This window comes from Streptomyces sp. Go-475, assembly GCF_003330845.1.
In the GTDB taxonomy this organism is placed as follows: Bacteria; Actinomycetota; Actinomycetes; order Streptomycetales; family Streptomycetaceae; genus Streptomyces.
Window position 1 is genome coordinate 2,187,793 of record NZ_CP026121.1, and the last position, 21,825, is coordinate 2,209,617.

Below are 21,825 nucleotides of genomic sequence, written 5' to 3' on the forward strand. Positions count from 1 at the left end.
AAAGAAGGGCGCTTACATGATCGGGTCGGGCTCCCGCGCCAGGTCGGCCGCGCCCACCAGACCCGCCTTGTTGCCCAGTTCCGCGGCGCGGACCTCGGCGACCGGGCGCCAGTTGCCGCCGACCAGCCAGCGCTTGTAGGACTTGCGGATGGGGCCCAGGACCAGTTCGCCCTCGTCGGAGAGGCCGCCGCCGACGATGAACGCCGAGGGGTCGAAGAGGGAGGCGAGGTCGGCGAGGCCCGCGCCGACCCAGCGGGCCAGCTCGCGGTAGGAGTCGACGGCCACGCGGTCGCCCTGGCGGGCGGCCATGGAGATGTGCTTGCCCTCGATGCCGTCGGGCGTGCCGTTGCCGAGGCCGAGCAGGATCTCGGCGTTCTCGGGGGTGGCGTTGGCGCGCTGCTTGGCGTACCTCACCAGCGCCCGGCCCGAGGCGTACTGCTCCCAGCAGCCCTGCGAGCCGCAGCCGCACAGCAGGCCGTCCGGCACCATCCGGATGTGGCCGAACTCGGCGGCCACGCCGAAGTGGCCGCGGCGCAGCTTGTTGCCGATGATGATGCCGCCGCCGAGGCCCGTGCCGAGCGTGATGCAGATGACGTTGCGGTGGCCCTTGCCGGCGCCGAACTTGTACTCGCCCCACGCCGCGGCGTTCGCGTCGTTCTCGACGACCACCGGGAGGCCCACACGGGCCTCGACCTTCTCCTTGAGCGGCTCGTTGCGCCAGTGGATGTTGGGCGCGAAGTAGACCTCGGAGCGCTGCCGGTTCACGTAGCCGGCGGCGCCGATGCCCACACCGACGATGTCGTGTCCGACGCGTGCGCCGTCCACCGCCGAGGCGATGGCGTCCACGATGCCCTCGGGCGTGCCCGGGGTCGGCACCTTGTGGGTCGAGAGGATGTTGCCTTCCTCATCGACCACGCCGGCCGCGATCTTCGTGCCGCCGATGTCGACGCCGATGGTGAGTCCCATGAATCCCTCAGTTTCGGTCGAGCCCCGCTACGGCCAACGGTACCCGAGGCCCCGCCGTCGGGTTCGCCGTCGTCCGCCCGCTGGGCACACCGGACGGCGTCGCGCTGTCCGCCGCCTCGCCGGGGGCCGGGGCTCAGTCCAGGTCGATGCGCTCCCCGGGGCCGCCCTCGTCGCCTTTGTCACGGCGTTCGTCCAGGTCACGGGGGTCGTCGCGGTCGTCGCGGCCGGTCCAGCGCCGTTCCTGGGCCTGGACGGCGGAGCGGTAGGCGGCGAGCAGTTCGTTCCCGGCGGCGGCCAGGTGGTCGAAGACGTCCGGGTTGCGTTCGATGACGGGTTCCACGGCGTCCTTGGCCTGCTGGACGACCTGGCGTACGACCTGCTGGGCCGCGGGCCCCGCGACCGCGCCGAACAGGGGGGACTGGAGGCCGGACAGCTTGTCCGCGACGGCGTCGACGAGCTTCTTCAGTTCCTCGGCGGCCGAGCCGGGGGGCGGGCCGTACTGGGTGCGGCGGCGGGCCTTCTCCGCCTCGAGGTCCTCGGCGCACGCGGTCGCCCAGGCGTCGGCGTCGGTCGCCCGCTCCTCGTCCACGGCGTCTTCGCGGGCCTCGCCGGGCGGGGGGAGCTCTTCGCTCATGACGGACTCCTGACTACGGTTCGTCCCTACGACGTTACCCCCTCTCACCGCGTCCGCGGCCAGAGCTTCGGGTCGGGGGCGAAGCGGATGCGCAGCTCGCCCTCGCGCAGGGCGGCGCCGTCGACGGTGCAGCGGCGCAGCGCCGAGGGCAGCGGGACGACACGGCGGAACCGGCCCGCCGTGACGGCGAGTTCGTCGCCGCGCCGGACGAGGTCCAGCTCGTCGCGTATGGCGCCGGGCAGCGGGATGTGCCAGACGAGCACGCCGTCCGCGCCGAGCCGGTCGGTCACGGGCCAGTCGACGGCGGGGGCGTCCGCGCCGGGTCCGGGCACGGCCAGGGCGGTGAGGTCGTCGGTGCCGCGCGGGTCGCGGCCGAGGTGGGTGACGGTGCGGACGTCGTACGACTCGCGCCACTCCTCCAGTGTCTTGCGCTGCTGGGCGACCGGTCCGGCCAGCCAGGTGTCCGGGGACGCCTCGGGCAGGACGCGGTTGGCGACCACGAGGTCGGTGCGCAGGCCGCGCAGGGCGAGGCCCAGGCCGGCGGTGCGGACGGCGTCGGCACCGGCCGGGCCGGGTTCGGCGACGAGGCGGACGACGGTGTCGCGGTCGGCGACGACGGCCTCCACGGCGGCCAGCTCCAGGTCCCAGCGGGCCGCCGTCTCGTACAGCCACTCCGCGGGCATCGGGACGCCGGCGAGCCGGCCCAGGACGGGGCGCAGGGCGCGGGCCGCCTGCCGTTCGGGCGGGAGCAGCCGGCGCAGGTAGCGGCGGAGTTCCTCGGGCAGGGCGAGCAGGGCGAGGGCCTGCGGGGCCGGGGGCAGGTCGACGACGAGGAGGCCGTACTTCTCCGACAGCGCGGCGTCGCGCAGGGCGCGCAGCAGGGCGAGTTCCTCCGCGCCGGGGAGCGGGGTGAGTTCCTCCGGGTCGAGGCGGGAGGCGCCGAGGAGGTCCAGTGCGGAGGAGGCGCGCTCCTGGAGGGCGGTGAGGTCCCGGCGGAAGTCCTGGGCGGGGTCGGGGCGCCAGGCGGTGAGGTGCGGGGCGGCTTCGGCCGGGGCCGGGCCGGTCGGGACGCCGAGGGCGGCACCGAGGGTGTCCGTGGGGTCGGCGGACAGCACGAGGGTGTCCGTGCCGCCGGCCGCCGCGGCCAGGGCGGTGGCGGCCGCGAGGGTGGTACGACCGCTGCCGCCGGGGCCGGTGATCAGGAGGGTGCGCATGGGGTTGAACGGTACCCGGGCGTTGATGGGGTGCCCGGTGCCAGGCGGACCTGGGGGCGCGGGGAACTGCGCGACCGGCCGCTACGCGCCCGCACCCGCGGCTCCTGCGTGAACCCCGGCGGCGCCTAGGCGGACTCGACCCGCTTCTTCAACCCCGCCAGCGCCCGGTCGATGATGACCTTCTCCGCCTTGCGCTTGATCATGCCGAGCATGGGGATCTTGACGTCGACGGTCAGCGCGTACGTGACCTCCGTACCCCCCGCCCCGGCCGGCTTCAACAGGTACGTACCGTCGAGGGACCGCAGCATCTGGGACTTCACCAGCGTCCAGGAGACCTCGTGTTCACCGGTCCAGGTGTACGCCAGCACCTGGTCGTCCTTGATCGCGCCGGCGTCCATGACGAGCCGGACCTGCTCGGCGCGGCCCTGCTCGTCGGTCTTCAGGACCTCCGCCTCCTTCACCTCGCCGGTCCAGTCCGGGTAGCGGGCGAAATCGGCGATGACCGTCATGACGTCGGCCGGGGCCGCCTCGATGGTGATGCTCGAGCTGGTGTGTTCCGCCATCGCCGTGGCTCCTCCAGATACGGGCCGGTAAGAGGTCGTCCTGCGCACGTGTGTGCAGCGTGAAGGCTACCGCGCGCGGGACCCGCCGATCTCACCCGACCTGGGCGGCCCTCACCATTCCAGCGCCCACGGCGTCCCGGTCCCCGCGAAGTGCCCCACGTTCACACACTCGGTTGCCCCGATCCGCATCCTGTGCACCAGCGGCTGGTGCACGTGCCCGAAGAGGGAGTAGCGGGGCCGGGTGCGGCGGATGGCGTCCAGCAGGGCCCGGCTGCCGCGCTCGAAGCGGCGCGCGACCGTGTCGTAGACCAGCTCCGGGACCTCGGGCGGGATGTGCGTGCACAGCACGTCGACCTCGCCGACCGCCTCGATCTTCGCCGCGTACTCCTCGTCGCTGATCTCGTACGGCGTCCGCATCGGTGTGCGCAGGCCGCCGCCGACGAAGCCGAAGACCCGGCCGCCGATCTCGACGCGCTGGCCGTCGAGGACGGTCGTGCCGGGGCCGGCGTACTCCTGCCACAGGGGCGGCATGTCGACGTTGCCGTAGGTGGCGTACGTCGGAGTGGGGAACGCGGCGAACAGCTCCGCGTACTGCTTGCGCACCGCCTTCTCGATCACCGCGGCGCGGTCCCCGCCGATGCCGGCCCACAGCCGGGCCCCGAACTCCCTGGCCTCCTCGAAGCGCCGGGCGGTGCGCAGCGCGACGATGCGGTCGGCGTTCTCGACGCCGAACAGGTCGGGGAAGATGCCGCGCGAGTGGTCGGCGTAGTCGAGGAAGAGGACGAGGTCGCCCAGGCAGATCAGCGCGTCGGCGCCCTCGCCGGCTCTGGCCAGGTCACGGGCGTTGCCGTGCACGTCGCTGACCACGTGCACACGTGTCCTTCTGTCTGCGGCGGGTGTGGGTGCCATGACGATCAAGCGTAAGCGTGTGCGGCATACGTGAACAGTGGCGGCCCTACCTGCGGTTACTGGCCAGTCATTTAGTCCGTGGACTACTGTGCGCGAAGGAATACCCAACTGTGTGACGCAGCGAACATCTCGACGGGCCCCCCTGTCGGAGACGCCATACCGGCGGGTAACGTCCGGGCAGTCCAGTCGTGCTCTGCATTTCAACAAGTGAATGCCCGAGCACCCGCCCGAGCCTTGGACCGCACCGTCGCAGCACACACCGTCGTGGCGCCGGCGCCCTATGAGGAGCAGCAGTCTTGCGCGAGTTCAGCCTTCCGGCCTTGTACGAGGTCCCCGCGGACGGGAACCTGACCGACATCGTCCGCAGAAACGCCGCGCAGCACCCGGACGTCGCCGTGATCGCCCGCAAGGTCGGGGGCGCCTGGCAGGACGTCTCGGCCACCGCCTTCCTCGCCGAGGTGCGCACGGCCGCGAAGGGCCTGATCGCCGCCGGGGTCCAGCCGGGCGACCGGGTGGGCCTGATGTCCCGCACCCGGTACGAGTGGACGCTGCTGGACTTCGCGATCTGGAGCGCGGGCGCGGTGACCGTGCCGGTGTACGAGACCAGTTCGCCGGAGCAGGTGCGGTGGATCCTCGGCGACTCGGGGGCGACCGCCTGCGTCGTGGAGACCGACGCCCACACGGCCGCCGTCGAGTCGGTGCGCGACGGGCTGCCGGCGCTCAAGCACGTGTGGCAGATCGAGGGCGGCGGCCTCGACGAGCTGGGCCGGCTCGGCCAGGACGTCACGGACGAGACGGTCGAGGAGCGCAGCTCGATCGCCAAGGCGGACGACCCGGCGACCATCGTCTACACCTCGGGCACCACCGGCCGTCCCAAGGGCTGTGTGCTCACCCACCGCAACTTCTTCGCGGACTGCGGGAACGTGGTGGAGCGGCTGCGGCCGCTGTTCCGCACGGGCGAGTGTTCGGTGCTGCTCTTCCTGCCGCTCGCGCACGTCTTCGGCCGGCTGGTGCAGATCGCGCCGATGATGGCGCCGATCAAGCTCGGCTGCGTCCCGGACATCAAGAACCTCACCGACGAGCTGGCCTCCTTCCGGCCGACGCTGATCCTGGGCGTGCCGCGTGTCTTCGAGAAGGTCTACAACTCGGCGCGCGCCAAGGCGCAGGCCGACGGCAAGGGCAAGATCTTCGACAAGGCCGCCGACACGGCGATCGCGTACAGCAAGGCACTGGACACCCCGTCGGGCCCGTCCCTGGGGCTGCGGATCAAACACAAGACGTTCGACAAACTCGTCTACAGCAAGCTCCGCGCGGTCCTCGGCGGCCGGGGAGAGTACGCCATCTCCGGCGGCGCCCCGCTGGGCGAGCGGCTCGGGCACTTCTTCCGCGGCATCGGCTTCACGGTGCTGGAGGGCTACGGCCTGACCGAGTCCTGCGCCCCCACCGCGTTCAACCCCTGGGACCGGCAGAAGATCGGCACGGTCGGCCAGCCGCTGCCCGGCTCGGTGATCCGGATCGCCGACGACGGCGAGGTGCTGCTGCACGGCGAGCACATCTTCAAGGAGTACTGGAACAACCCCGCCGCGACCGCGGAGGCGCTGGCCGACGGCTGGTTCCACACCGGTGACATCGGCACCCTCGACGAGGACGGCTACCTCACGATCACCGGCCGCAAGAAGGAGATCATCGTCACCGCGGGCGGCAAGAACGTCGCCCCGGCGGTGATCGAGGACCGCATCCGGGCGCACGCGCTGGTCGCGGAGTGCATGGTGGTGGGCGACGGGCGGCCGTTCGTGGGCGCGCTGGTCACCATCGACGAGGAGTTCCTGGGCCGCTGGTGCGCGGACCACGGCAAGCCGGCGGGTTCCACCGCGGCGTCGCTGTGCGAGGACCCGGACCTGCTGGCCGCGATCCAGGCGGCGGTCGACGACGGCAACGCCGCGGTGTCGAAGGCGGAATCGGTGCGGAAGTTCCGCATCCTGTCCTCCCAGTTCACGGAGGAGTCGGGCCACCTGACGCCCTCGCTGAAGCTGAAGCGGAACGTGGTGGCGAAGGACTACGCGGACGAGATCGAGGCGATCTACGCGAAGTGACCGTGGGTGCCGGGGTGCCGTCGGCCGAGCCGGAGGAGCCCGAGGCATCCGAGTGGTACGGCGCCCCGGGCCCCCGCGCGGCAGGCGTCGTCAGCCGGACACGGCCGACAGGGCGCGGGCGACGAGGGCGAGCGCTCGCGCCTCCGCCCTCACACCTTGCTCTTCAGCCAGGCGACGATGCGGTCGTACACGCCCGGTTCGCTCAGCAGGGAGCCGCCGTGCGCGGACCCGGCTACGACATGGGTCTGGATCCGGCCGCCGGGCACGCCCTTGTCCTCGGCCGTGGCCTTCAGGTCGGTGGAGTGGACGGGCGGCACGAAGTCGTCCTCCGAGTGGACCAGGTACATCGGGGCGTCGGCCGGATCGACCCAGTTCTTGGAGACCATGCTGCGCCAGGTGTCCCAGCAGGAGGGGTGGAGCGTGGTCGAGGTGTCGTCGGAGTCGGGGTAACAGCGGGCGAGGATGGCCGAGTTGTCGCGGAGTTTGCGCTTCTTGGCGTCAGTGGAGGTGTTGCCGTCGTTCCACGCCCGGTAGGGGGAGGCGACGGGTGAGAGGGCGACCACGCCCTTGAGCCGCAGGGCGCCCGCGCCGTGCGTCGCCGCGTCGGTGGCGAGCTGGCCGCCGGCCGAGGAGCCGAGCAGCAGCACACGGTTGGGGTCGACGTCGAACTCGGCGGCGTGGGAACGGATCCAGGCGACGGCGTCGGCGACGTCGTCGCGCTGGGCCGGCCACGCGGCCTCGAAGTTGAGCCGGTACCTGATGGCGAACACCTGGAAGCCCTCGGCGGCGAAGCGCTCCGCCGAAGAGGACCAGTCGGTCTGGTGGTACCAGTAGCCGCCGTGGATCAGCACGAGCGCGGGCTTCGGTCCGGAACCGCTCTGGTTCCAGTGGGCGTCGAGGGTCTGGCGCGGGTGGGTGCCGTACTTGTGGGTGGTTTTGGCCGCGCCGACCTGCACGGTCTGTGTCGTGCCGGCGCCCTGGGCGGCCGGGGCGGTCGAGACGGTGGTGGAGAGGGCGACGGCGCCGGCCACGGTGAGGGCGGCGAGCGCGGGCAGGGTTAAGCGACGCATGAGTATGTGCTTTCGGGCGGAGATGACGGAGGAAGTGGCGGGTGACCTGCCGGTCCCGCGGCGGCGCAGGGCCTGCCGCGGGACCGGCGGTGTGTGACGCCGGGGCGTCGGTGCCTCAGCGGATCACGGAGCCGAACGTCTCACCGGCCGCGGGCAGGCCGCCGGTACCCGGCTGGAACGTCGTGACCGGCTGGGTGCCGCCGCCCAGGACGTTGGCCCACGGCACGGCGTGCGCGGAGCCGTACGAGACAGGCCCGTGGGGCAGCCCGAGGTACAGCTCGGTGCCGGTGGCGTGGAGGGCGGTGCCCACCTTCTGCCCGTTGCCCAGGGCCCCGGGGATGCCGAACTTGCCCGGGTACACCGTGTTGATGAAGGCGCCGTTGGTCAGGCTGAAGGTGTAGACCGTGCCGCCGTCGGTCGCGCCGGTGCTGTCCTCGCCGGGCACGCCCACCGCGAGCAGCGTGTTCTGCGCGGTGCTGACCGCGCCCGGGGCGGTGTTCACGGCCGACAGGGACTGGGCGAAGTTGTCATTGGCCTCGGTGGCGCCCGGGACGCCGGTGGCGCCCTGGTAGATGCCGGAGACCTGGGTGAACCCGGAGGTCGTGAGACGGAAGGTGTCGACTCGGCCCGCGTTGGCGGCCTGGGAGCCGTCCTCGCCCGGGGACCCGACGGCCAGGAGCGACTCGGTGCCGTTCGCGGAGGCGCCTGCCCGGTACTGCACCAGGGCCAGCGACGCGCCGAACCGGTCGTCGGCTTCCGCGCCGCCCTGGACGGTGTCGAGGTCCTGGTCGAGACCGGTCAGGCCCGTCGGCAGCTTGTCGGCGTTGAGGGTGTGGCTGAACAGGGAGACACCACCGGCAGAGGCGAGCGTGCCGATGGTCTCGCCCGGGGCGCCCACCGCGAGGTGCTGCGGCGAACCAGCGATGGAGGCGCCGAATTTGTCGTTCGCCTCCATGGCACCCGGCACGCCCGACTTGTCCTGATGGATCAGGACGTTGGCGGTGCCGGTGCCGCGTACGTAGACGACCCCGCCCGCGTCGGCGAGGCCCCCGGCGGCGTCCTCGCCGGGCGCGCCGACGGCCAGGTACGGCTCACCCGCGAGCGTGGTGCCGGCAGCGAGCGCGGCACCGAACTGGTCACCGGACTCGGACCCCATCGAGGCGAGAGCACCACTGCCGGAGCCCTGCTCCAGGGTGACGGCCGCCTTGCCGGTGGTCAGCCCCCCGGGCGCGCCGTAGAGAACGCTGACCATGCCGGCGTCGGCGGCCGAGCCCAGGTCCTCCGACGGGGCACCGACGACGAGGTCGGTGCAGCCGTCGAGGTTGTGGTCGTACGTGGCGAGCGAGGAGCCGAATCGGTCCTTCGGCTCGGAGCCGCCGGGCACGGCGGCGAGGTCCTGCGTGAGCTCGGCAGTGCCCTTGCCACCGCCGTACACCACCCGGACCAGCCCCGCGCCCGCGTCGCCGCCGACGGCCGCGTCGGGGTCGACGACGGCGGTGTCGCGGACGCCGTCGCAGTTGAAGTCGGTGACGCGGGCCGCGGCCGTCTTGGACTGCACCCAGGCGGCCAGGTCGTCGACCCGGGCGGCGATGCCGTCGGTACGGGTCTCGGTCGGGGCGATCCCGAAGCAACCGCCCTGGTAGGAGCGGCTGCTGAGGGCGACCAGCTGGTGGGTGCCGCCCACCGTGCGGACCAGGGGGCCGCCGGTGTCGCCCATACAGGCGGAGACGCCGTCCTTGCCGGTGACCGTGGCCGTGGTGGCGGTGGCAGTGCCCACCGAGAACGCGCCGGTGTGCAGGTTCAGGGGTGCCCACTCGGTCTTGCTGCGGCCGTACCCGGCGAGCTTCAGCTCCTCGCCGGAGGTCGGCGCCGCGGTGGCCAGGGCGATGGGAGCGACACCGGTGACCGGGCGGTCGAGTCGGGCCAGCACCACGTCCCGGTCGGTGCGGGGCACCAGTTCGACGATGTCACGGACCGCGCCGGCGGAACTGGTGAGATCGGAGCGGCCGATGGTGGCGGTGGTCTTCCGCTGCGGTTTGCCGGCCGGTACCGCGACTCCGGCGGCGGGGTTGTCGACGAAGCAACTGGCCGCGGTCAGCAGCCACTCGGTGCCGACCAGGACTCCGGAGCAACCGCGGTGGTGGTCACCGACGATGATCTGCGCCGCGTAGGCGTAGGTGGTCTCGGATGCGGGGACCGAGGGCCCGGTCACGGCCGCGGCAGGGACGGCGGTGCACATCAGCAGGGAGGCGCACAGTGCGGCCAGGCGCACGGGTCTGGAGGGGTGTATCACGTTGTTCCTTGATGACGGAGGCGGCAGGGGCGGTCGGCTGAGCGTTACTTGGACGTCCTGATCTCCACGAGCACGTGCCGACGGCCCTGCTCGTCATTGCCCTCGCCGACCGGAGTCCAGGTGTTCTTCTCGATGTCGAACGACTTCTTCTCGGTCCCGACGGTCATGTCGACCTCGGTCGTGTAGTCGTTGCCCCTGATCGCGTAGACAGCGGGGATCTCCATCGTCAGCCAGCCGGACGTGCCCACGACCTTGAAGCAGATCCTGCCCCTCTCGCGTCCCGTCACCTCCAGCAGGCCGGGCCCGCTCGCGCAGTCGACCAGCGTGATGTGGCCGTCGCCGCGCTTGAGGACGATGCCCTGCTCCTGGAGGATCTTGTCGGCCTGTGGGTGGTTGAAGTCCTCCACGGCGTAGCCGGGGGCTTCGTCGACCACCGGCGTGACCTCCCCGGGCCCGGTGGCCTGGCCTGCCGGTGCCCCGCCCGCCAGCGCACACCACGCCAGCGTGCCTGCGGCCACCGCCGCGAGAGCAGTGCCGATGTGTCTCTTACGGTGCGATCCCGCCGATATCACGGCACGCTTCTTCATCGATGTTCGCTCACTCACTTGCTTTGTTTTCCTCTGATGTCACTGCCACGCCGTACTCCTGGAACGCAGACATGACGGCATGTGTGAACTCGTCCCCCAAAGCGTCACGTGAAGCAGCGAAGTTCCGCCACACCAAGCGAAATGGGGGAGCGTGTTCCCGCCGCGCGGTCCGCAGGCAGTCGACAAGTCCACCGTGACTCGACCCGAAGTATCCGCCAGCTCCATTGACTGCTTCTCCCAGTGCACAGAAGAAGGCGTCTCTGGTGGCGATCTGGGCGCCGTCCAGGAAAGCCGTTTCCCGCGTGTCGTAGCGGGTCGCCCGTTTCCCCGAGGTGAACCAGGCGGTCTGCGCGACGTGCAGCCAGCTCCCGCACCATTCAGGGGGCTGCCGGGCCCAATCGCCGCACTCGACGCCCGCCGCCCATTTGCTCCAGATCTCCCCCGCCTTCGGGTACTCGCACGTATATCCGATGAAGTCCACGTCCGGGCGCTCGTCGCCGCTCATGCTCGGCGCTTCGCCGAAAGCGGCCACGACCCTCCCGAGGTGGTACGCACCGATGGGCTGCCCCTGTGGATCGACGACCTGGAGTTCCGTCCCGTCGGTCTCCCTCCGAGTGATCTCCATTCGGTGGACCCTGACGAAGGTGAACCTCTCCGGAGTCTCCAGGTCCTGATCCACGAAGAAGCCTCGAACATCCTCTGCCGTCAGCAGGACATTCCCGGACTCCCCGTCGACCAGCCGGTAAGAAATCATGCCACTCATTCCCTAACGTTTCTTCCTCCAGCCCCAGTCAGGGAAATGCGGGGCGGTGAAGCGCTGAATCTTCCGATAATGGGTCGACGTCCACCCGATGATCTCAATCCCGTTCTTCTTCATGACCAGGATTCTTTCCTCTTCTTTCCCACCCGGAACCCGGTACTCGAGGGCGCCCTTCCATTTCGGATGCTCGATTCCCTTGTAGACGTCGTGGGACACGAGCCTGCCCTGCTTGTACAAATCGTAGGCCGCGGCGATGTTGTTGCTCATCCCGTTGGGCAGGGCGTCCGACAAGCGCCCGTTGGGGCACCGGTCGTTGTGCACGAGGACCGGGGTGGGACCGGCCATCACGTAGTACGTGGGGATGTCGGCGATCGTCAGGTTGTGGACGCGCTGGTCCTTCACGGCCCAGGACTTCGCCGAGGTGACCGGCACCCGCGCACCCGCCGGCGTCCGCAGCGCTGTACCGGTGTCGAGGTCCGCCGCCTCACGCCAGGCGCCGGTGGCGCCTGCTGTCCAGAAACGGTGCTTGTCCGTGGCGGTCACCGTCGCCGAAGGCCCGGTGCCGTGCGCCGGTACGGTGACCCGCACGAGATTCTTCTCGCCCCGGCTGGTGATGGTCGCCTCGACCGGCTCGACCCGTGTGCGGCCCGAGTCGGGATCGGTCGCCAGCACCCTGTCGCCGACGCGGACGTCCTCGATCGCCTTGCTCCGGCCATCACCCAGCAGCACCCGGGTCCCCGGGACGAAGCTGCTCTTCTGGCACGGCAGCTTCTTGAGCAGCTTGAGCTTGAGTGCGCCGAGAGCGAGGTCGTCCAGACACCTGACGGACTTGGTGGTGAGGCACTTCTCGATCTCCTCGGCACCCACGAACCAGGCGATCAGGCGGTCGAGGTACGTGCTGGTGATGCAGCCCATGCCCCCGGCGCCGTCGGCACCGCAGACCAGGAGGGTCTCACCCGGCTTCAGGTCCCCCTCCGACATGAGACTGTGCCGGACGCTCACCAGCCGCTTTTCCAGAGTCCTGCGGAGCTCGTCGTCGGACAGCGGCTTGCTGGCCTCCTGGGCCTCCTGCTTGATCTGGGCCTTCAGCTCCGCCACGAGTTTGTCGGCGGCGGTCTTCATGGCCTCCGTCCGGGCCTTGGCTGCCGCCGCCGCGTCCCTGCCTGCGGCTTCCTCGGCGAGGCCCGCCTGGTAGGAGGCGAGCCCGGCCTGATAGGCGTAGTCCCCGGCGACGGCGGCGGAGTGCTGGGCGCGTTCCGCCGACCGGGCCGCCGACCTCGCGTCCTGGCGGGCGGCCGCCGCCGCGTTCCTGGCCGTCTTCGCCGATTCGGCTGCTTGGTCTGCGGACTTCTGGGCCTGGTCGGCGGACTTGTCGGCCTCCTTGGCATAGGTGTCCGCCTGGGTGGCGGACTTCTTCGCCGCTTCGGCCCACGCGACGGCCTTGGCGGCGTCCTTGCGGGCTTCCGCGGCCACCTTCTGGGCCTCGGCGGCATCCTTGTGGGCGAGGTGCGCCGACTTGTGGGCGGCCTTCAGCAGGACGTTGACCTCTGCGATGTGGGCGGCCGCGTTGGCGTCACGCTGCCGCGCCTTGTGCACTCCGACGTCCAGGAAGCTGCGCAGCCCGGAGGGCGGTCCGGACAGCGCCGCCTCTGCCGAGGCCTGGACCTCGGGGCCGCCGGCGGCGAGGGCCTTGGTGACCATCACGCGGTCGTCGTCCTCACGGGCCTGGTGCTGCCCGGTCTCCAGGAAGTGCGCCACGTCCGCCGCGGTACCGTCCAGGGCCTTGCTCGCGGCGGCCTTGACACCGGGACCGCCCTGCGCGGCGATCTTGGCGACGGCGACCCGGTCGTCGTCCTCCTTGCCCGGGTAGGCACGGGTGCGCAGGAACTCCCTCACCCGGTCGATCGGTTGGTCGAGCGCTGCCAGAGCGGCCCGCTGCTGAGCGGGGATCGTGGTGGTCGTGGCGATGTGCGCCACGCTGGCGCGGTCGTCCTGCTCCATGGCCACGGTCAGCCTGGCGCGGACGAACTCGGCGACGTCCTCGTCGGTGCCCGACAGGGCGGTCTCGGCGGCGTCCCGTACCCAGGTTCCGCCACTGCTCAGCAGGTTGACCGCGGCCTGTCGCCCCTTGGCGGCCGTTACGGCCGGGTCCGAGGCCGCCGCGGCTTCCGTGACCAGTTTCTGAGTGGTGGCGGAGAGCTGCTGGCGGTGTCCGATCTCGTATGCGGCGGCTGCCTTCCGGGCCTCATGGGCCCGCCGGGCCTCTTCGGCGGCCAGGACCTCCTCGTCCCGCTGCTGGGCCAGTCGCTCGGCGTCGGCCTTGCGGGCCAGCTCCACCACGGTCGAAGCCTGTTCGGCCGCCTTCAGCGCGTTGTCGGCGGCCACGGTGGCCCCGTTCGCGGCAGCGGTGGCCTCCTTGGCGGCGTCCACCGCCTCGCTCGCGTTGTCGGCGGCCCGGTTGGCTGCCACCGCCGCGGCCGTGGCGTGCGCGGCGGCTTCATTGGCCGCGTCCCGCGACTGCCGGGCAGCCTTGGCGGCCTGGTTGGCGTTGACCTGGGCTGCGTTGGCGGCTCGGGTGGCCTGGTCGGCGAGCCGCTTGGCGCGAGCCGCGGCGGCGGCTGCCTCGTTGCTCTTGGCGCCCGCCTCACCGGCCCAGTGACCGGCGTCGGCGGCAGCGGCGGCGGCAGCAGCGGCGTTGACGCCCGCGCTGGCCGCGGCCGAGGCCGCCTTCGCGGCGTTGTCGGCGGCGATGCCGGCCTGGTCGGCCGCGTCTGCCGCCTTCCGTGCCCCGGAGGCGGCGGCGTTGGCCTTGTCCGCGGCCTTCCGCGCCTCGTGGGCCCGAGCGGCGTCGGCCGCCGTCGCGGCGGCTGCGGATCTGGCCGCGGAGGCGGCGTTGCCGGCCCTGCTGGCGGCATAGGCGGCCTGAGCAGCGGCAGTGGCGGCCACTCGTGCGGTGGCGTTCGCGGCCGCGGCCGCGGAGACCGCCGTACGGGCGGACTGGGCCGCACGGTTCGCGGCGGCGGCGGCCCGGGACGCGGCTGCCGCCGCCCTGCCGGCCGACGACTTGGCCTCCTGGGCCTCCTTGGCCGCGACCTGGGCCGCTTCCTTGGCCGCCTTGGTGGCCTTCTCGGCCTTGGCCGCCTCCTCCTTCGCGGTTTCGGTCAGCTCCTTCGCCTGCTTCTGCGCCTTCTCGGCGAGTTCGGCGAGCTGGGCGACCGAGAGCGTCTCCTGATCGCGCGCGGCCGCGATCGCCCAGCCGTGGTCCAGGAACTCCTGGACGTCCTCGGCCGTGCCGTCGAGGGCCTGTCCGGCGAGCTTCTTCACGTTCGGGCCGCCCGACGCGAGCAGTTGGGCCACCCGGACCCGGTTGTCGTCGTTGCGTGCCTTGTACTGGCCGTCCTGCAGGAACGCGTTCCAGTCGTCGGCGGTACCGTCCAGCGCCTTGCTGCCCGCCGCCTTCACGCCCGGGCCGCCGAAGGCCATGGCCTGCGCCACGCGGACACGCAGATCCTCGTCGTGGGCGGGGCCGAAGGAACCGTCCAGGAAGGCCTGGAGTTCCTCGACGCCGCCGCTCAGGGCGGCGTTGGCCGCCTCACGCACCGCCGGGCCGCCGATCGCCATGACCTGGGCGACCTGCACCCGCAAGTCCTCTTCCCAGATGACCGGCAGGTCCTCGGCCATGAACCTCTGGATGTCCTCGGGGGACCCGAGCAGGGCTGCCTCCGCGGCCTTCCGTACGCCCGGACCGCCGTACTTCCAGGCTTCGAGAACGTCCACTCTTTCGAACGGCGGTTCACCGTCGTCGGCCGCGGCGGGACGCAGGTCGGCTCCCAGGACCACTGCCAGGGCCAACAGCGTCGCCACGAAGCCGCGCCATACCGGCGCGGCTCCCCATCTGACACTCAACGCGTCGCTCCTCATCCCTGCATGACTGAATTCCGCGGGGGCCTCTGATGACGTCCTCATCGACGACCGGGAGCAAGGCTGAGCGTTGGGAGCGGCGAACTGGGCGAGTCTGAGAGGTCATCGCGTTCCAGGCGGTTGCCGCCGCGCGGTCTCGGACACCTGCCCGTGGAGGTTCTGCCGCGCTCCCCCTTGTGCGCGTCCCCCGCTCTTCCCCCGGCCGGGAGGTCACCCCAGCACCTTCTGATCTTTACTGAGGATTTACGACCTTCACAGTAGGTTCATAGCCACCTTTTGCCGCTTCCTTGACTGATTTCGATCGGCGGTTCGGGCCGTCCGTGTCGGCCGGCACGGGACAGGACTCGGACGTCCTCGGTGTCGTCCCGGTCCCTGGTGAGACCAGGGGGACGGGCCGGCCCGCGCAGATGCCGATCAGCAACGCCTGGGAGGCGACGAGGCCGACGAGGCGATTCCGGAGGCGCCGGCGGCCGCGTCCGCAGACGAGGAGGAAGAAGAGGAAGACGATCTTCCGCCAGCTTGGTACGACCGCTGCTTCCCGTACAGGCGAGGCGTGGCCGGATCACCCCCAGGGCGCCATGTCCTCCGCCAGCACCCGCGCCATCGTGCGTTCGGCGAGCGCCGTGATGGTCACGAAGGGGTTGACCCCGAGCGACCCGGGCACGAGCGAGCCGTCCGTGACGTAGAGCCGGGAGTACCCCTTCACCCGGCCGTAGTCGTCCGTCGCCCGGCCCAGTACGCAGCCGCCCAGCGGGTGGTAGGTGAAGTCGTCGGCGAAGACCTTGCTGCCCGGCCCGAAGAGGTCGTAGCGGTAGATCGTCGAGTTGGCCGCGTTGATCCGGTCGAAGAGCTTCCTGGCCATGGCGACGGAGACGGCGCTGTGGGCGGCGGTCCAGCCGAGGCGCAGTTCGCCCGAGCCGGTGTCGTAGGAGAACGACGCCCGCTCCGGGTTCCCGGTGATCGCCAGGTAGAGGCTGACCCAGTGCTCCAGGCCGGTCGGCAGCGGGGCGATCTCGGCGAACACGGGGTTGGCGGTGTTGGCCCAGTCGTCGATGCCCATGACCGGCATGGTCGACTGGTTCGCGCCGACCGTGTCCCACAGGTGGTTGGCCCGGCCGAGCATCACGTTGCCGTTGGTGCCCCAGCCGGTGCCGACGCTCGCCGGGAGGTCGGGCAGGGTGCCCGTCTCCCGGGCGCGCAGCAGCAGTTCGGTGGTGCCGAGGCTGCCGCCGCCGAGGAAGAGGTAGGTGCAGCCGTACTCCTTGGTCTCGACGACCCGGCCGGTGGCGTCGATGCGGTCGGCGGTCAGGACGTAGCCGCCGTCCGGCGCCCTGCTGATCGCGCGCACCTTCTCCAGGGTGTGGACGGTGACCTTGCCGGTGCCGAGGGCGGCGGCCAGGTAGGTCTTGTCGAGGCTGCGCTTGCCGTGGTTGTTGCCGTAGATGACCTCCCCGGCGAGCGCGGACTCGGGGGCGGTGCCGGCCGCCTCGCGCTCCATGTGGCCGAAGTCGTAGACGCTCGGCACGAAGGTCGTCCGCAGGCCGGCCTTCTCGGCGTGCTTGCGGGAGACGCGGGTGAAGCGGTACCAGTCCGTCGACTCGAACCAGGCGGGGTCGACGGTGTTGACGCCGAGGGCGGCGCGGGCGCGCGGGAAGTACGTGCCGTACATCTCGCCGGCGTCGACGGTGGGGAACTGCTCGGCGAAGTACGCGCGGGGCGGGGTGACCGCCATGCTGCCGTTGACCAGGGAGCCGCCGCCGACGCCCCGGCCGACGTACACCGACATCTCCGCGAAGTGGACGCGGTCCAGGACACCCGGGTAGCGGCTGATGTCGCGGTTGACGACGTCCAGCCAGAGGAAGGTTCCGAGGGGCGCCTCGGTGCGGGTGCGGAACCACATGGAGCGCTGGTCCGGGGTGCGGGTGGAGCAGAAGACGTTGCCGTCGGGGCCTGGGGTGTTCCAGAGGCGGCCCATCTCCAGGACCAGGGTGCGGACGCCGGCCTGGGCGAGGCGGAGGGCGGCGACCGCGCCGCCGTAGCCGGAGCCGACGACGATGGCGGGGGAGGTGTCGACTGCGTCGGGCTGGGCGGCTCGGGCGCTTTCGAGGCCTATGCGGGTGAAGCCGAGGGTGCCTGCGGTCTGCAGGGCGGCCATGCCGAGGATTTGACGTCTTGTCAGATGACGGGTCGTCAGGTTTGCTGTCATGTTGGGCAGCATCGGCGGATTTTTGGGTTCCGCCTAGTGGGGTGCCGCTTGATCGTTGTGGGCGGGTGCGGGTTGTCTGTGGCTTGTCGCGCCCACGCGGCGGAGCCGCACATCGATACAGCCCCGCGCCCCTGAGGCACTTACAGCAAGTCCCTCAAGTGCTCCGCGAGCAGGTCCCAGCGCCACTTCTCCTCGACCCATCGCCTGCCCCGCTCCCCCATCCTGTGGCGCAGCTCCGCGTCGCCGAGGAGGGTGGTGATGCGGTCGGCCGTCTCCTCGGGGGAGGCGCCGCGCACCACCCAGCCGGTTTCGCCGTCCAGGACCGCGTCGGGGGCGCCGCCCGAGTCGCCGGCGACGACCGGGAGGCCCGTCGCGGAGGCCTCCAGGTAGACGATGCCGAGGCCCTCGACGTCCAGGCCGCCGCGGCGGGTGCGGCAGGGCATCGCGAAGACGTCGCCGGCGCCGTAGTGGGCGGGCAGCTCGGACCAGGGGACGGAGCCGGTGAAGCGTACGGCGGAGGCGACGCCGGTCTCGTGGGCGAGGCGGCGCAGGTCCCTCTCGTAGGGGCCGCCCCCGACGATGAGCAGCACCGTGTCCGGCTCGGCGGCGAGGATCCGGGGCATGGCCCGGATGAGGGTGTCCTGGCCCTTGCGGCGGACCAGGCGGGAGACGCAGACCACCACCGGGCGGTCCGTGAGGCCGAGGCGGGCCCGGATCTCGTCGCCGCCCGAGCCGGGGTGGAACGTCTTCTCGTCGACGCCCGGCGGCAGCTGGACCATGCGCGCGGCCGCCTCGGGCGTCAGGGCGGTGGCGATCCGTGAGCGCGTGTACTCGCCGAGGTAGGTGATCGTGTCGGTGGAGTCCCCGATGCGGCGCAGCAGCTGCCGGGCGGCGGGCAGCTGCGCCCAGCCGGCCTCGTGGCCGTGCGTGGTGGCGACCAGCCGCTCGGCGCCCGCGGCGCGCAGGGCCGGCGCCATCAGGCCGAGGGGGGCCGCCGCCCCGAACCACACCGACGTGCACCCGTGTTCCCGCAGCAGCCCGACGGCCCGCCGGGTGGCGCCCGGCGTCGGCAGCAGCATGGTCGTACGGTCGCGTACGACGGTGAAGGGCTGCTCGGCGTCGAAGGCGCGGGTCGCCTCGACGCCCTCCCGGCTGCGCTTCCAGGTCGACGCGTAGACGACCAGTTGCCGGGGGTCGAGCCGCAGCGCCATGTTGTGCAGGAACGCCTGGATGCCGCCGGGCCGGGGCGGGAAGTCGTTGGTGACGATCAGGGTCTTGCGCACGCCGCCGACCCTACCGAACCGCCCCTCGCGGACCTGCGTGGCGGCAGGTATGGCACGCTCACAGCCGGCGGGCCCATCATGGCCCCCTCGACACGGCACGCGGACAGGCAGGGATCACGTGAAGACGACGGGCGCGAGGCGGTCCCTGGCATGGCTCCCGGTGTTCTGGTGTCTCACGAGAGCGGTGCTGCTGCTGTTCGTGCTGAAGGTGTACGTCTTCCCGGGCCCGGACGTCACGAGCGACGTGCAGGTGATCTACCAGGGCTGGTACGGCGTCCTGCGCACCGGAACGTTCCCTCTGGAGGACGTCACCTGGCAGTACCCGCCCGCCGCCGCCCTGGCGATCCTCTCCCCCGGCCTGCTGCCCTTCCTGGAGTACGCGACCGCCTTCTTCGTCCTGGTCTGCGTGACCGACCTGGCCGTGCTGGCCCTGCTGACGTACGCGGGGCGCCGCCCGGGCCGGTCCCCGCGCGGCGCCTGGGTGTGGGTGATCGGCGTGCCGCTGCTCGGGCCGACGGTGTACGCCCGCTACGACGTGATGGTCACGGCGGTGGCGGTGGCCGCGCTGCTCGCGGGCGCCCGGCACCCGAGGGCGATGGGGGCCCTGGCCGCCTTCGGCGCGCTGCTGAAGGTGTGGCCGGCGATGCTGCTGCTGGCCGCACGGCGGCGCAGCGCCTGGGTGTCGGCCCTGGTGACCGGTGTCGCGGTGACGGGCGTGTTCGCGCTGGCGATGCCGGGCGCGTTCGCCTTCCTGACGTTCCAGCGCGACCGGGGCACCGAGGTGGAGTCGCTGGGCGCGCTGGTCTTCCACGTCGCCCGGCACTTCGGCTGGCGGGGCGAGGTGAAGCTGAACTACGGCTCGATCGAGTTCCTCGGGCCGTATGTGAGCGAGGTGAGCATCGGCGCGCTGTTCCTGACGGGGGCGGCCTTCGGCTGGCTGGTGCTGTGGCGGTTGCTGGCCCGGCGCTTCGAGGAGCACACCCTGGCCGACGCGGCGTTCGTGGCGGTGCTGATGTTCACCACCACCAGCCGGGTGATCAGCCCGCAGTACCTGGTGTGGCTGGTCGGGCTGGCGGCGGTGTGCCTGTACTTCCCGGGGAGCCGGATGCGGCTGCCCGTCCTCCTCGTCCTCGTGGCGTGCTTCGTGACGGTGCTGGAGTTCCCGCTGTACTTCGCCCACGTGGTGGCCAGCGACGGCCTCGGGATCACCCTGCTGTTCCTGCGCAACGGCCTGCTGGTGGCCGCGACGCTCCTCGCGGCCCGTGCCCTGTGGCGCGCGACGGTGCCGCGCACCCTCAGCGCTCCCGCGCCGGCTCAGCCCGTCCGCGCCGGCGAGACGCCCGTCTCCTCCTGAACCGGGGCCCGCCGGAACAGCAGCCCCGCCGACGCGCACTGCACGGCCGTCGCGAGCGCCATCGCGAGACACACCCCGGGCAGCCCGAACCCCGTCAGGGCGTACGCCAGTCCCAGCTGGACGGCCGTCCCGAGCACGGTCACCCGCAGCAGCGCCGAGGCTCGCCCGCCCCCCTCGAAGACCCCGCCGAGCGCGATGAGACACCCCAGCAGCACCAGATAGGGCCCGACGCAGCGCAGGAAGAGCACGCCCTCGCCCGCGATCCCGGGCCCGGCGCCGAAGGCGGCCATGATCCAGGGGGCGGTGACGGCCAGGAGCACGGCCGCGCCGAGCCCGAGGGCGCCGGAGAGCAGCACGGCCTGCCGCCCGATCGCCCGCCGGGCGTCCTGACCGGCGCCCCGCGTGTGCGCGGTGTGGATGGAGGCGGCCTGGCGGACCGCGTAGAAGGCCATGGTCGCCACGTACAGGGACTTGTAGGCGATGGCGTACGCGGCCACCGCCGTCACCCCGAGCCGCGCCACGACCGCGACCAGGACCAGGGCGCCCGTCTGCCGCACGGTGAAGTCGGCCGACATGGGCAGGCCGGTCGTCAGCGTCCGGCGCAGGGAGTCGGCCAGGGGCTCCCCCGGCGCCGTCCCGCGGGCCGTCCGGAGCAGGGCGTCGCGCCGGAGCGCGACCAGTCCGGCCGCGAGCGCCACGCAGCGGGACAGCACCGTCGCCACGGCGGCGCCCTGGACGCCGTGGAGGTGGATGAGGAACGGGTCGAGGACCAGGATCAGGCCGTTGGACAGCAGGGCGAGGCGCATCGGGGTGCGGGTGTCGCCGGTGCCCTTGAGGATGCCGTCGACGAGCTGCTGGGCGAAGAAGACGGCCGTGCCGGGCATGGAGAGCGTGAAGTAGGCGACGGCGAGCGGGAGGGCGGCGCCGTCGGCCCCGCCCAGCACCAGCCGGGCCAGCGGTTCGCGCCACATCAGGCCGCAGACCACCACCACCGGTGTCACCACCGCCCACAGTGCCCATCCGCCGCGCACGGCGGCCCGGACGGCGGCGGGGTCGCGGGCGCCCCGGGCATGGGCGACGAGCACGGTCGTGCCGGAGCCGAAGACCAGGGCGATGCCGAGCAGCACGTTCTCCGTGGTGGTCGCCACGGCCACGGCGGCCACGGCCGGGCCGCCCAGCCGGGCGACCCAGACGGTGTTGACGATCCCCGCGGCGACGGAGGCCAGGAGCGAGAAGTAGACGGGGCGGGCGAGCAGGACGAGCTGCTCGCGGTGGGCGTTCACGGTGGCTGTTCCCCCCCGAGTCACGGTGACCCTCGATACGAGGAGGTGACCCTCGATGCGAGCTACCTCGGTTAGAGGTAGCTCGTTAAGAGGTAGCATGCGGAGTACGCGTCCGCAAGGAGGACCATGCTGGAGCTGTCGATCCTGGGCTTCCTGGCCGAGGAACCCCTGCACGGCTATGAGCTGAAGGAGCGCATCAAGGCGCTGACCGGCCACGTCCGGCCGGTCAGCGACGGCGCGCTCTACCCGGCGATCACGCGCCTGGTCGGGGCCGGCCTGCTCGACCAGCGCACCGAGCCGGGGGCGAGCGCGGCCCCGCGCCGGATCCTGGCCCTCACCGACCAGGGCCGCGCGGACCTGCTGGAGCGGCTGCGCCACCCGAAGCAGACCGAGATCACCGACCAGGTCCGCTTCAACACGGTCCTGGCGTTCCTGCGCCACCTGCCTGACCGGCAGGAGCAGGCCGCGGTGCTGCGCCGCCGGCTGGACTTCCTTCAAGCCCCGACGAGCTTCTTCTACGACTCCGGCAAGCCGGTCCGGGCCGAGGAGGCGGCCGACCTGTTCCGCCAGGGCATGCTGCGGGTCGCCCGGGCGACGGGCGAGGCGGAACGGGCCTGGCTGCGGGAGGCCATCGAGCTGCTGGAACAGCCGGGTTGAGGCCGCGGGCGGCCGGGCCCGGTCACCTGCGG

General features: G+C 72.0%; 16 protein-coding genes. 3 read left to right on the forward strand and 13 right to left on the reverse strand.

The genetic code is table 11. The features are described 5' to 3' along the window. Positions 1 to 12: 12 nt before the first annotated feature. The 5 genes from C1703_RS10040 to C1703_RS10060 all read right to left on the reverse strand — a co-directional run bounded on the left by C1703_RS10040 (position 13) and on the right by C1703_RS10060 (position 4,286). The gene (locus tag C1703_RS10040; RefSeq protein WP_094052469.1) at positions 13 to 966 is read right to left on the reverse strand and encodes an ROK family glucokinase; all 954 of its coding nucleotides are present in this window, start codon (positions 964 to 966) and stop codon (positions 13 to 15) included. Positions 967 to 1,099: 133 nt separating this feature from the next. Beyond that, a complete protein-coding gene (locus C1703_RS10045; RefSeq protein ID WP_114251579.1) occupies positions 1,100 to 1,600 on the reverse strand; it encodes a DUF5304 domain-containing protein in 501 nt (166 codons plus the stop codon). Positions 1,601 to 1,644: 44 nt separating this feature from the next. Continuing rightward, complete coding sequence (locus C1703_RS10050; RefSeq protein ID WP_114251580.1) at positions 1,645 to 2,814, reverse strand: ArsA-related P-loop ATPase; 1,170 nt, start codon at positions 2,812 to 2,814, stop codon at positions 1,645 to 1,647. Between the two features lie 125 nt (positions 2,815 to 2,939). Further along, complete coding sequence (locus C1703_RS10055; protein WP_114251581.1) at positions 2,940 to 3,377, reverse strand: SRPBCC family protein; 438 nt, start codon at positions 3,375 to 3,377, stop codon at positions 2,940 to 2,942. A 111-nt stretch (positions 3,378 to 3,488) separates the two neighbouring features. Next, positions 3,489 to 4,286 carry a metallophosphoesterase gene (locus C1703_RS10060; protein ID WP_114251582.1) on the reverse strand — a complete coding sequence of 266 codons (798 nt, stop codon included), beginning with the start codon at positions 4,284 to 4,286 and terminating at the stop codon, positions 3,489 to 3,491. Positions 4,287 to 4,582: 296 nt separating this feature from the next. Here C1703_RS10060 and C1703_RS10065 point away from each other — a divergent pair, with 296 nt between their 5' ends. Then, positions 4,583 to 6,379, forward strand: a complete 1,797-nt coding sequence (locus C1703_RS10065; protein ID WP_114251583.1) for an AMP-dependent synthetase/ligase — start codon at positions 4,583 to 4,585, stop codon at positions 6,377 to 6,379. 149 nt (positions 6,380 to 6,528) lie between these two features. Here the strand turns inward: C1703_RS10065 and C1703_RS10070 are convergent, their stop codons facing one another. The 7 genes from C1703_RS10070 to C1703_RS10100 form a co-directional block, all read right to left on the reverse strand. Beyond that, a complete protein-coding gene (locus C1703_RS10070; RefSeq protein ID WP_114251584.1) occupies positions 6,529 to 7,449 on the reverse strand; it encodes an alpha/beta hydrolase in 921 nt (306 codons plus the stop codon). A gap of 115 nt (positions 7,450 to 7,564) precedes the next feature. Next, the gene (locus C1703_RS10075) at positions 7,565 to 9,688 is read right to left on the reverse strand and encodes a trypsin-like serine protease (protein ID WP_114257360.1); all 2,124 of its coding nucleotides are present in this window, start codon (positions 9,686 to 9,688) and stop codon (positions 7,565 to 7,567) included. Positions 9,689 to 9,786: 98 nt separating this feature from the next. Further along, positions 9,787 to 10,260 (reverse strand): hypothetical protein, encoded by a 474-nt coding sequence (locus C1703_RS10080; protein WP_232840440.1) that lies wholly within the window; start codon positions 10,258 to 10,260, stop codon positions 9,787 to 9,789. A 79-nt stretch (positions 10,261 to 10,339) separates the two neighbouring features. Then, complete coding sequence (locus tag C1703_RS10085; RefSeq protein WP_232840441.1) at positions 10,340 to 11,083, reverse strand: barstar family protein; 744 nt, start codon at positions 11,081 to 11,083, stop codon at positions 10,340 to 10,342. A 12-nt stretch (positions 11,084 to 11,095) separates the two neighbouring features. Further along, the gene (locus C1703_RS10090; RefSeq protein ID WP_232840442.1) at positions 11,096 to 14,995 is read right to left on the reverse strand and encodes a polymorphic toxin-type HINT domain-containing protein; all 3,900 of its coding nucleotides are present in this window, start codon (positions 14,993 to 14,995) and stop codon (positions 11,096 to 11,098) included. Positions 14,996 to 15,572: 577 nt separating this feature from the next. Beyond that, entirely contained in the window at positions 15,573 to 17,165 is a 1,593-nt protein-coding gene (locus C1703_RS10095) for a GMC oxidoreductase (RefSeq protein ID WP_114251588.1), read from the reverse strand. 191 nt (positions 17,166 to 17,356) lie between these two features. Continuing rightward, the gene (locus C1703_RS10100) at positions 17,357 to 18,499 is read right to left on the reverse strand and encodes a glycosyltransferase family 4 protein (protein ID WP_114251589.1); all 1,143 of its coding nucleotides are present in this window, start codon (positions 18,497 to 18,499) and stop codon (positions 17,357 to 17,359) included. Between the two features lie 118 nt (positions 18,500 to 18,617). On the opposite strand from C1703_RS10100, the gene C1703_RS10105 reads away from it, so the two are divergent. Then, positions 18,618 to 19,853 (forward strand): glycosyltransferase family 87 protein, encoded by a 1,236-nt coding sequence (locus C1703_RS10105; protein ID WP_114251590.1) that lies wholly within the window; start codon positions 18,618 to 18,620, stop codon positions 19,851 to 19,853. Here C1703_RS10105 and C1703_RS10110 read toward each other — a convergent pair. After that, a complete protein-coding gene (locus C1703_RS10110) occupies positions 19,814 to 21,136 on the reverse strand; it encodes an MATE family efflux transporter (protein ID WP_114251591.1) in 1,323 nt (440 codons plus the stop codon). The genes C1703_RS10105 and C1703_RS10110 overlap by 40 nt on opposite strands. Positions 21,137 to 21,262: 126 nt before the next feature. On the opposite strand from C1703_RS10110, the gene C1703_RS10115 reads away from it, so the two are divergent. Next, positions 21,263 to 21,793 carry a PadR family transcriptional regulator gene (locus tag C1703_RS10115; RefSeq protein ID WP_114251592.1) on the forward strand — a complete coding sequence of 177 codons (531 nt, stop codon included), beginning with the start codon at positions 21,263 to 21,265 and terminating at the stop codon, positions 21,791 to 21,793. Positions 21,794 to 21,825: the final 32 nt, after the last annotated feature.

Bases quoted from the DNA above. Each gene is read 5' to 3' on its own strand.
- C1703_RS10070 (WP_114251584.1), bottom strand. From the start codon at position 7,449: ATGCGTCGCTTAACCCTGCCCGCGCTCGCCGCCCTCACCGTGGCCGGC.
- C1703_RS10115 (WP_114251592.1), top strand. From the start codon at position 21,263: ATGCTGGAGCTGTCGATCCTGGGCTTCCTGGCCGAGGAACCCCTGCAC.
- C1703_RS10050 (WP_114251580.1), bottom strand. From the start codon at position 2,814: ATGCGCACCCTCCTGATCACCGGCCCCGGCGGCAGCGGTCGTACCACC.
- C1703_RS10055 (WP_114251581.1), bottom strand. From the start codon at position 3,377: ATGGCGGAACACACCAGCTCGAGCATCACCATCGAGGCGGCCCCGGCC.
- C1703_RS10085 (WP_232840441.1), bottom strand. From the start codon at position 11,083: ATGATTTCTTACCGGCTGGTCGACGGGGAGTCCGGGAATGTCCTGCTG.
- C1703_RS10075 (WP_114257360.1), bottom strand. From the start codon at position 9,688: ATGTGCACCGCCGTCCCTGCCGCGGCCGTGACCGGGCCCTCGGTCCCC.
- C1703_RS10060 (WP_114251582.1), bottom strand. From the start codon at position 4,286: ATGGCACCCACACCCGCCGCAGACAGAAGGACACGTGTGCACGTGGTC.
- C1703_RS10045 (WP_114251579.1), bottom strand. From the start codon at position 1,600: ATGAGCGAAGAGCTCCCCCCGCCCGGCGAGGCCCGCGAAGACGCCGTG.
- C1703_RS10040 (WP_094052469.1), bottom strand. From the start codon at position 966: ATGGGACTCACCATCGGCGTCGACATCGGCGGCACGAAGATCGCGGCC.
- C1703_RS10095 (WP_114251588.1), bottom strand. From the start codon at position 17,165: ATGGCCGCCCTGCAGACCGCAGGCACCCTCGGCTTCACCCGCATAGGC.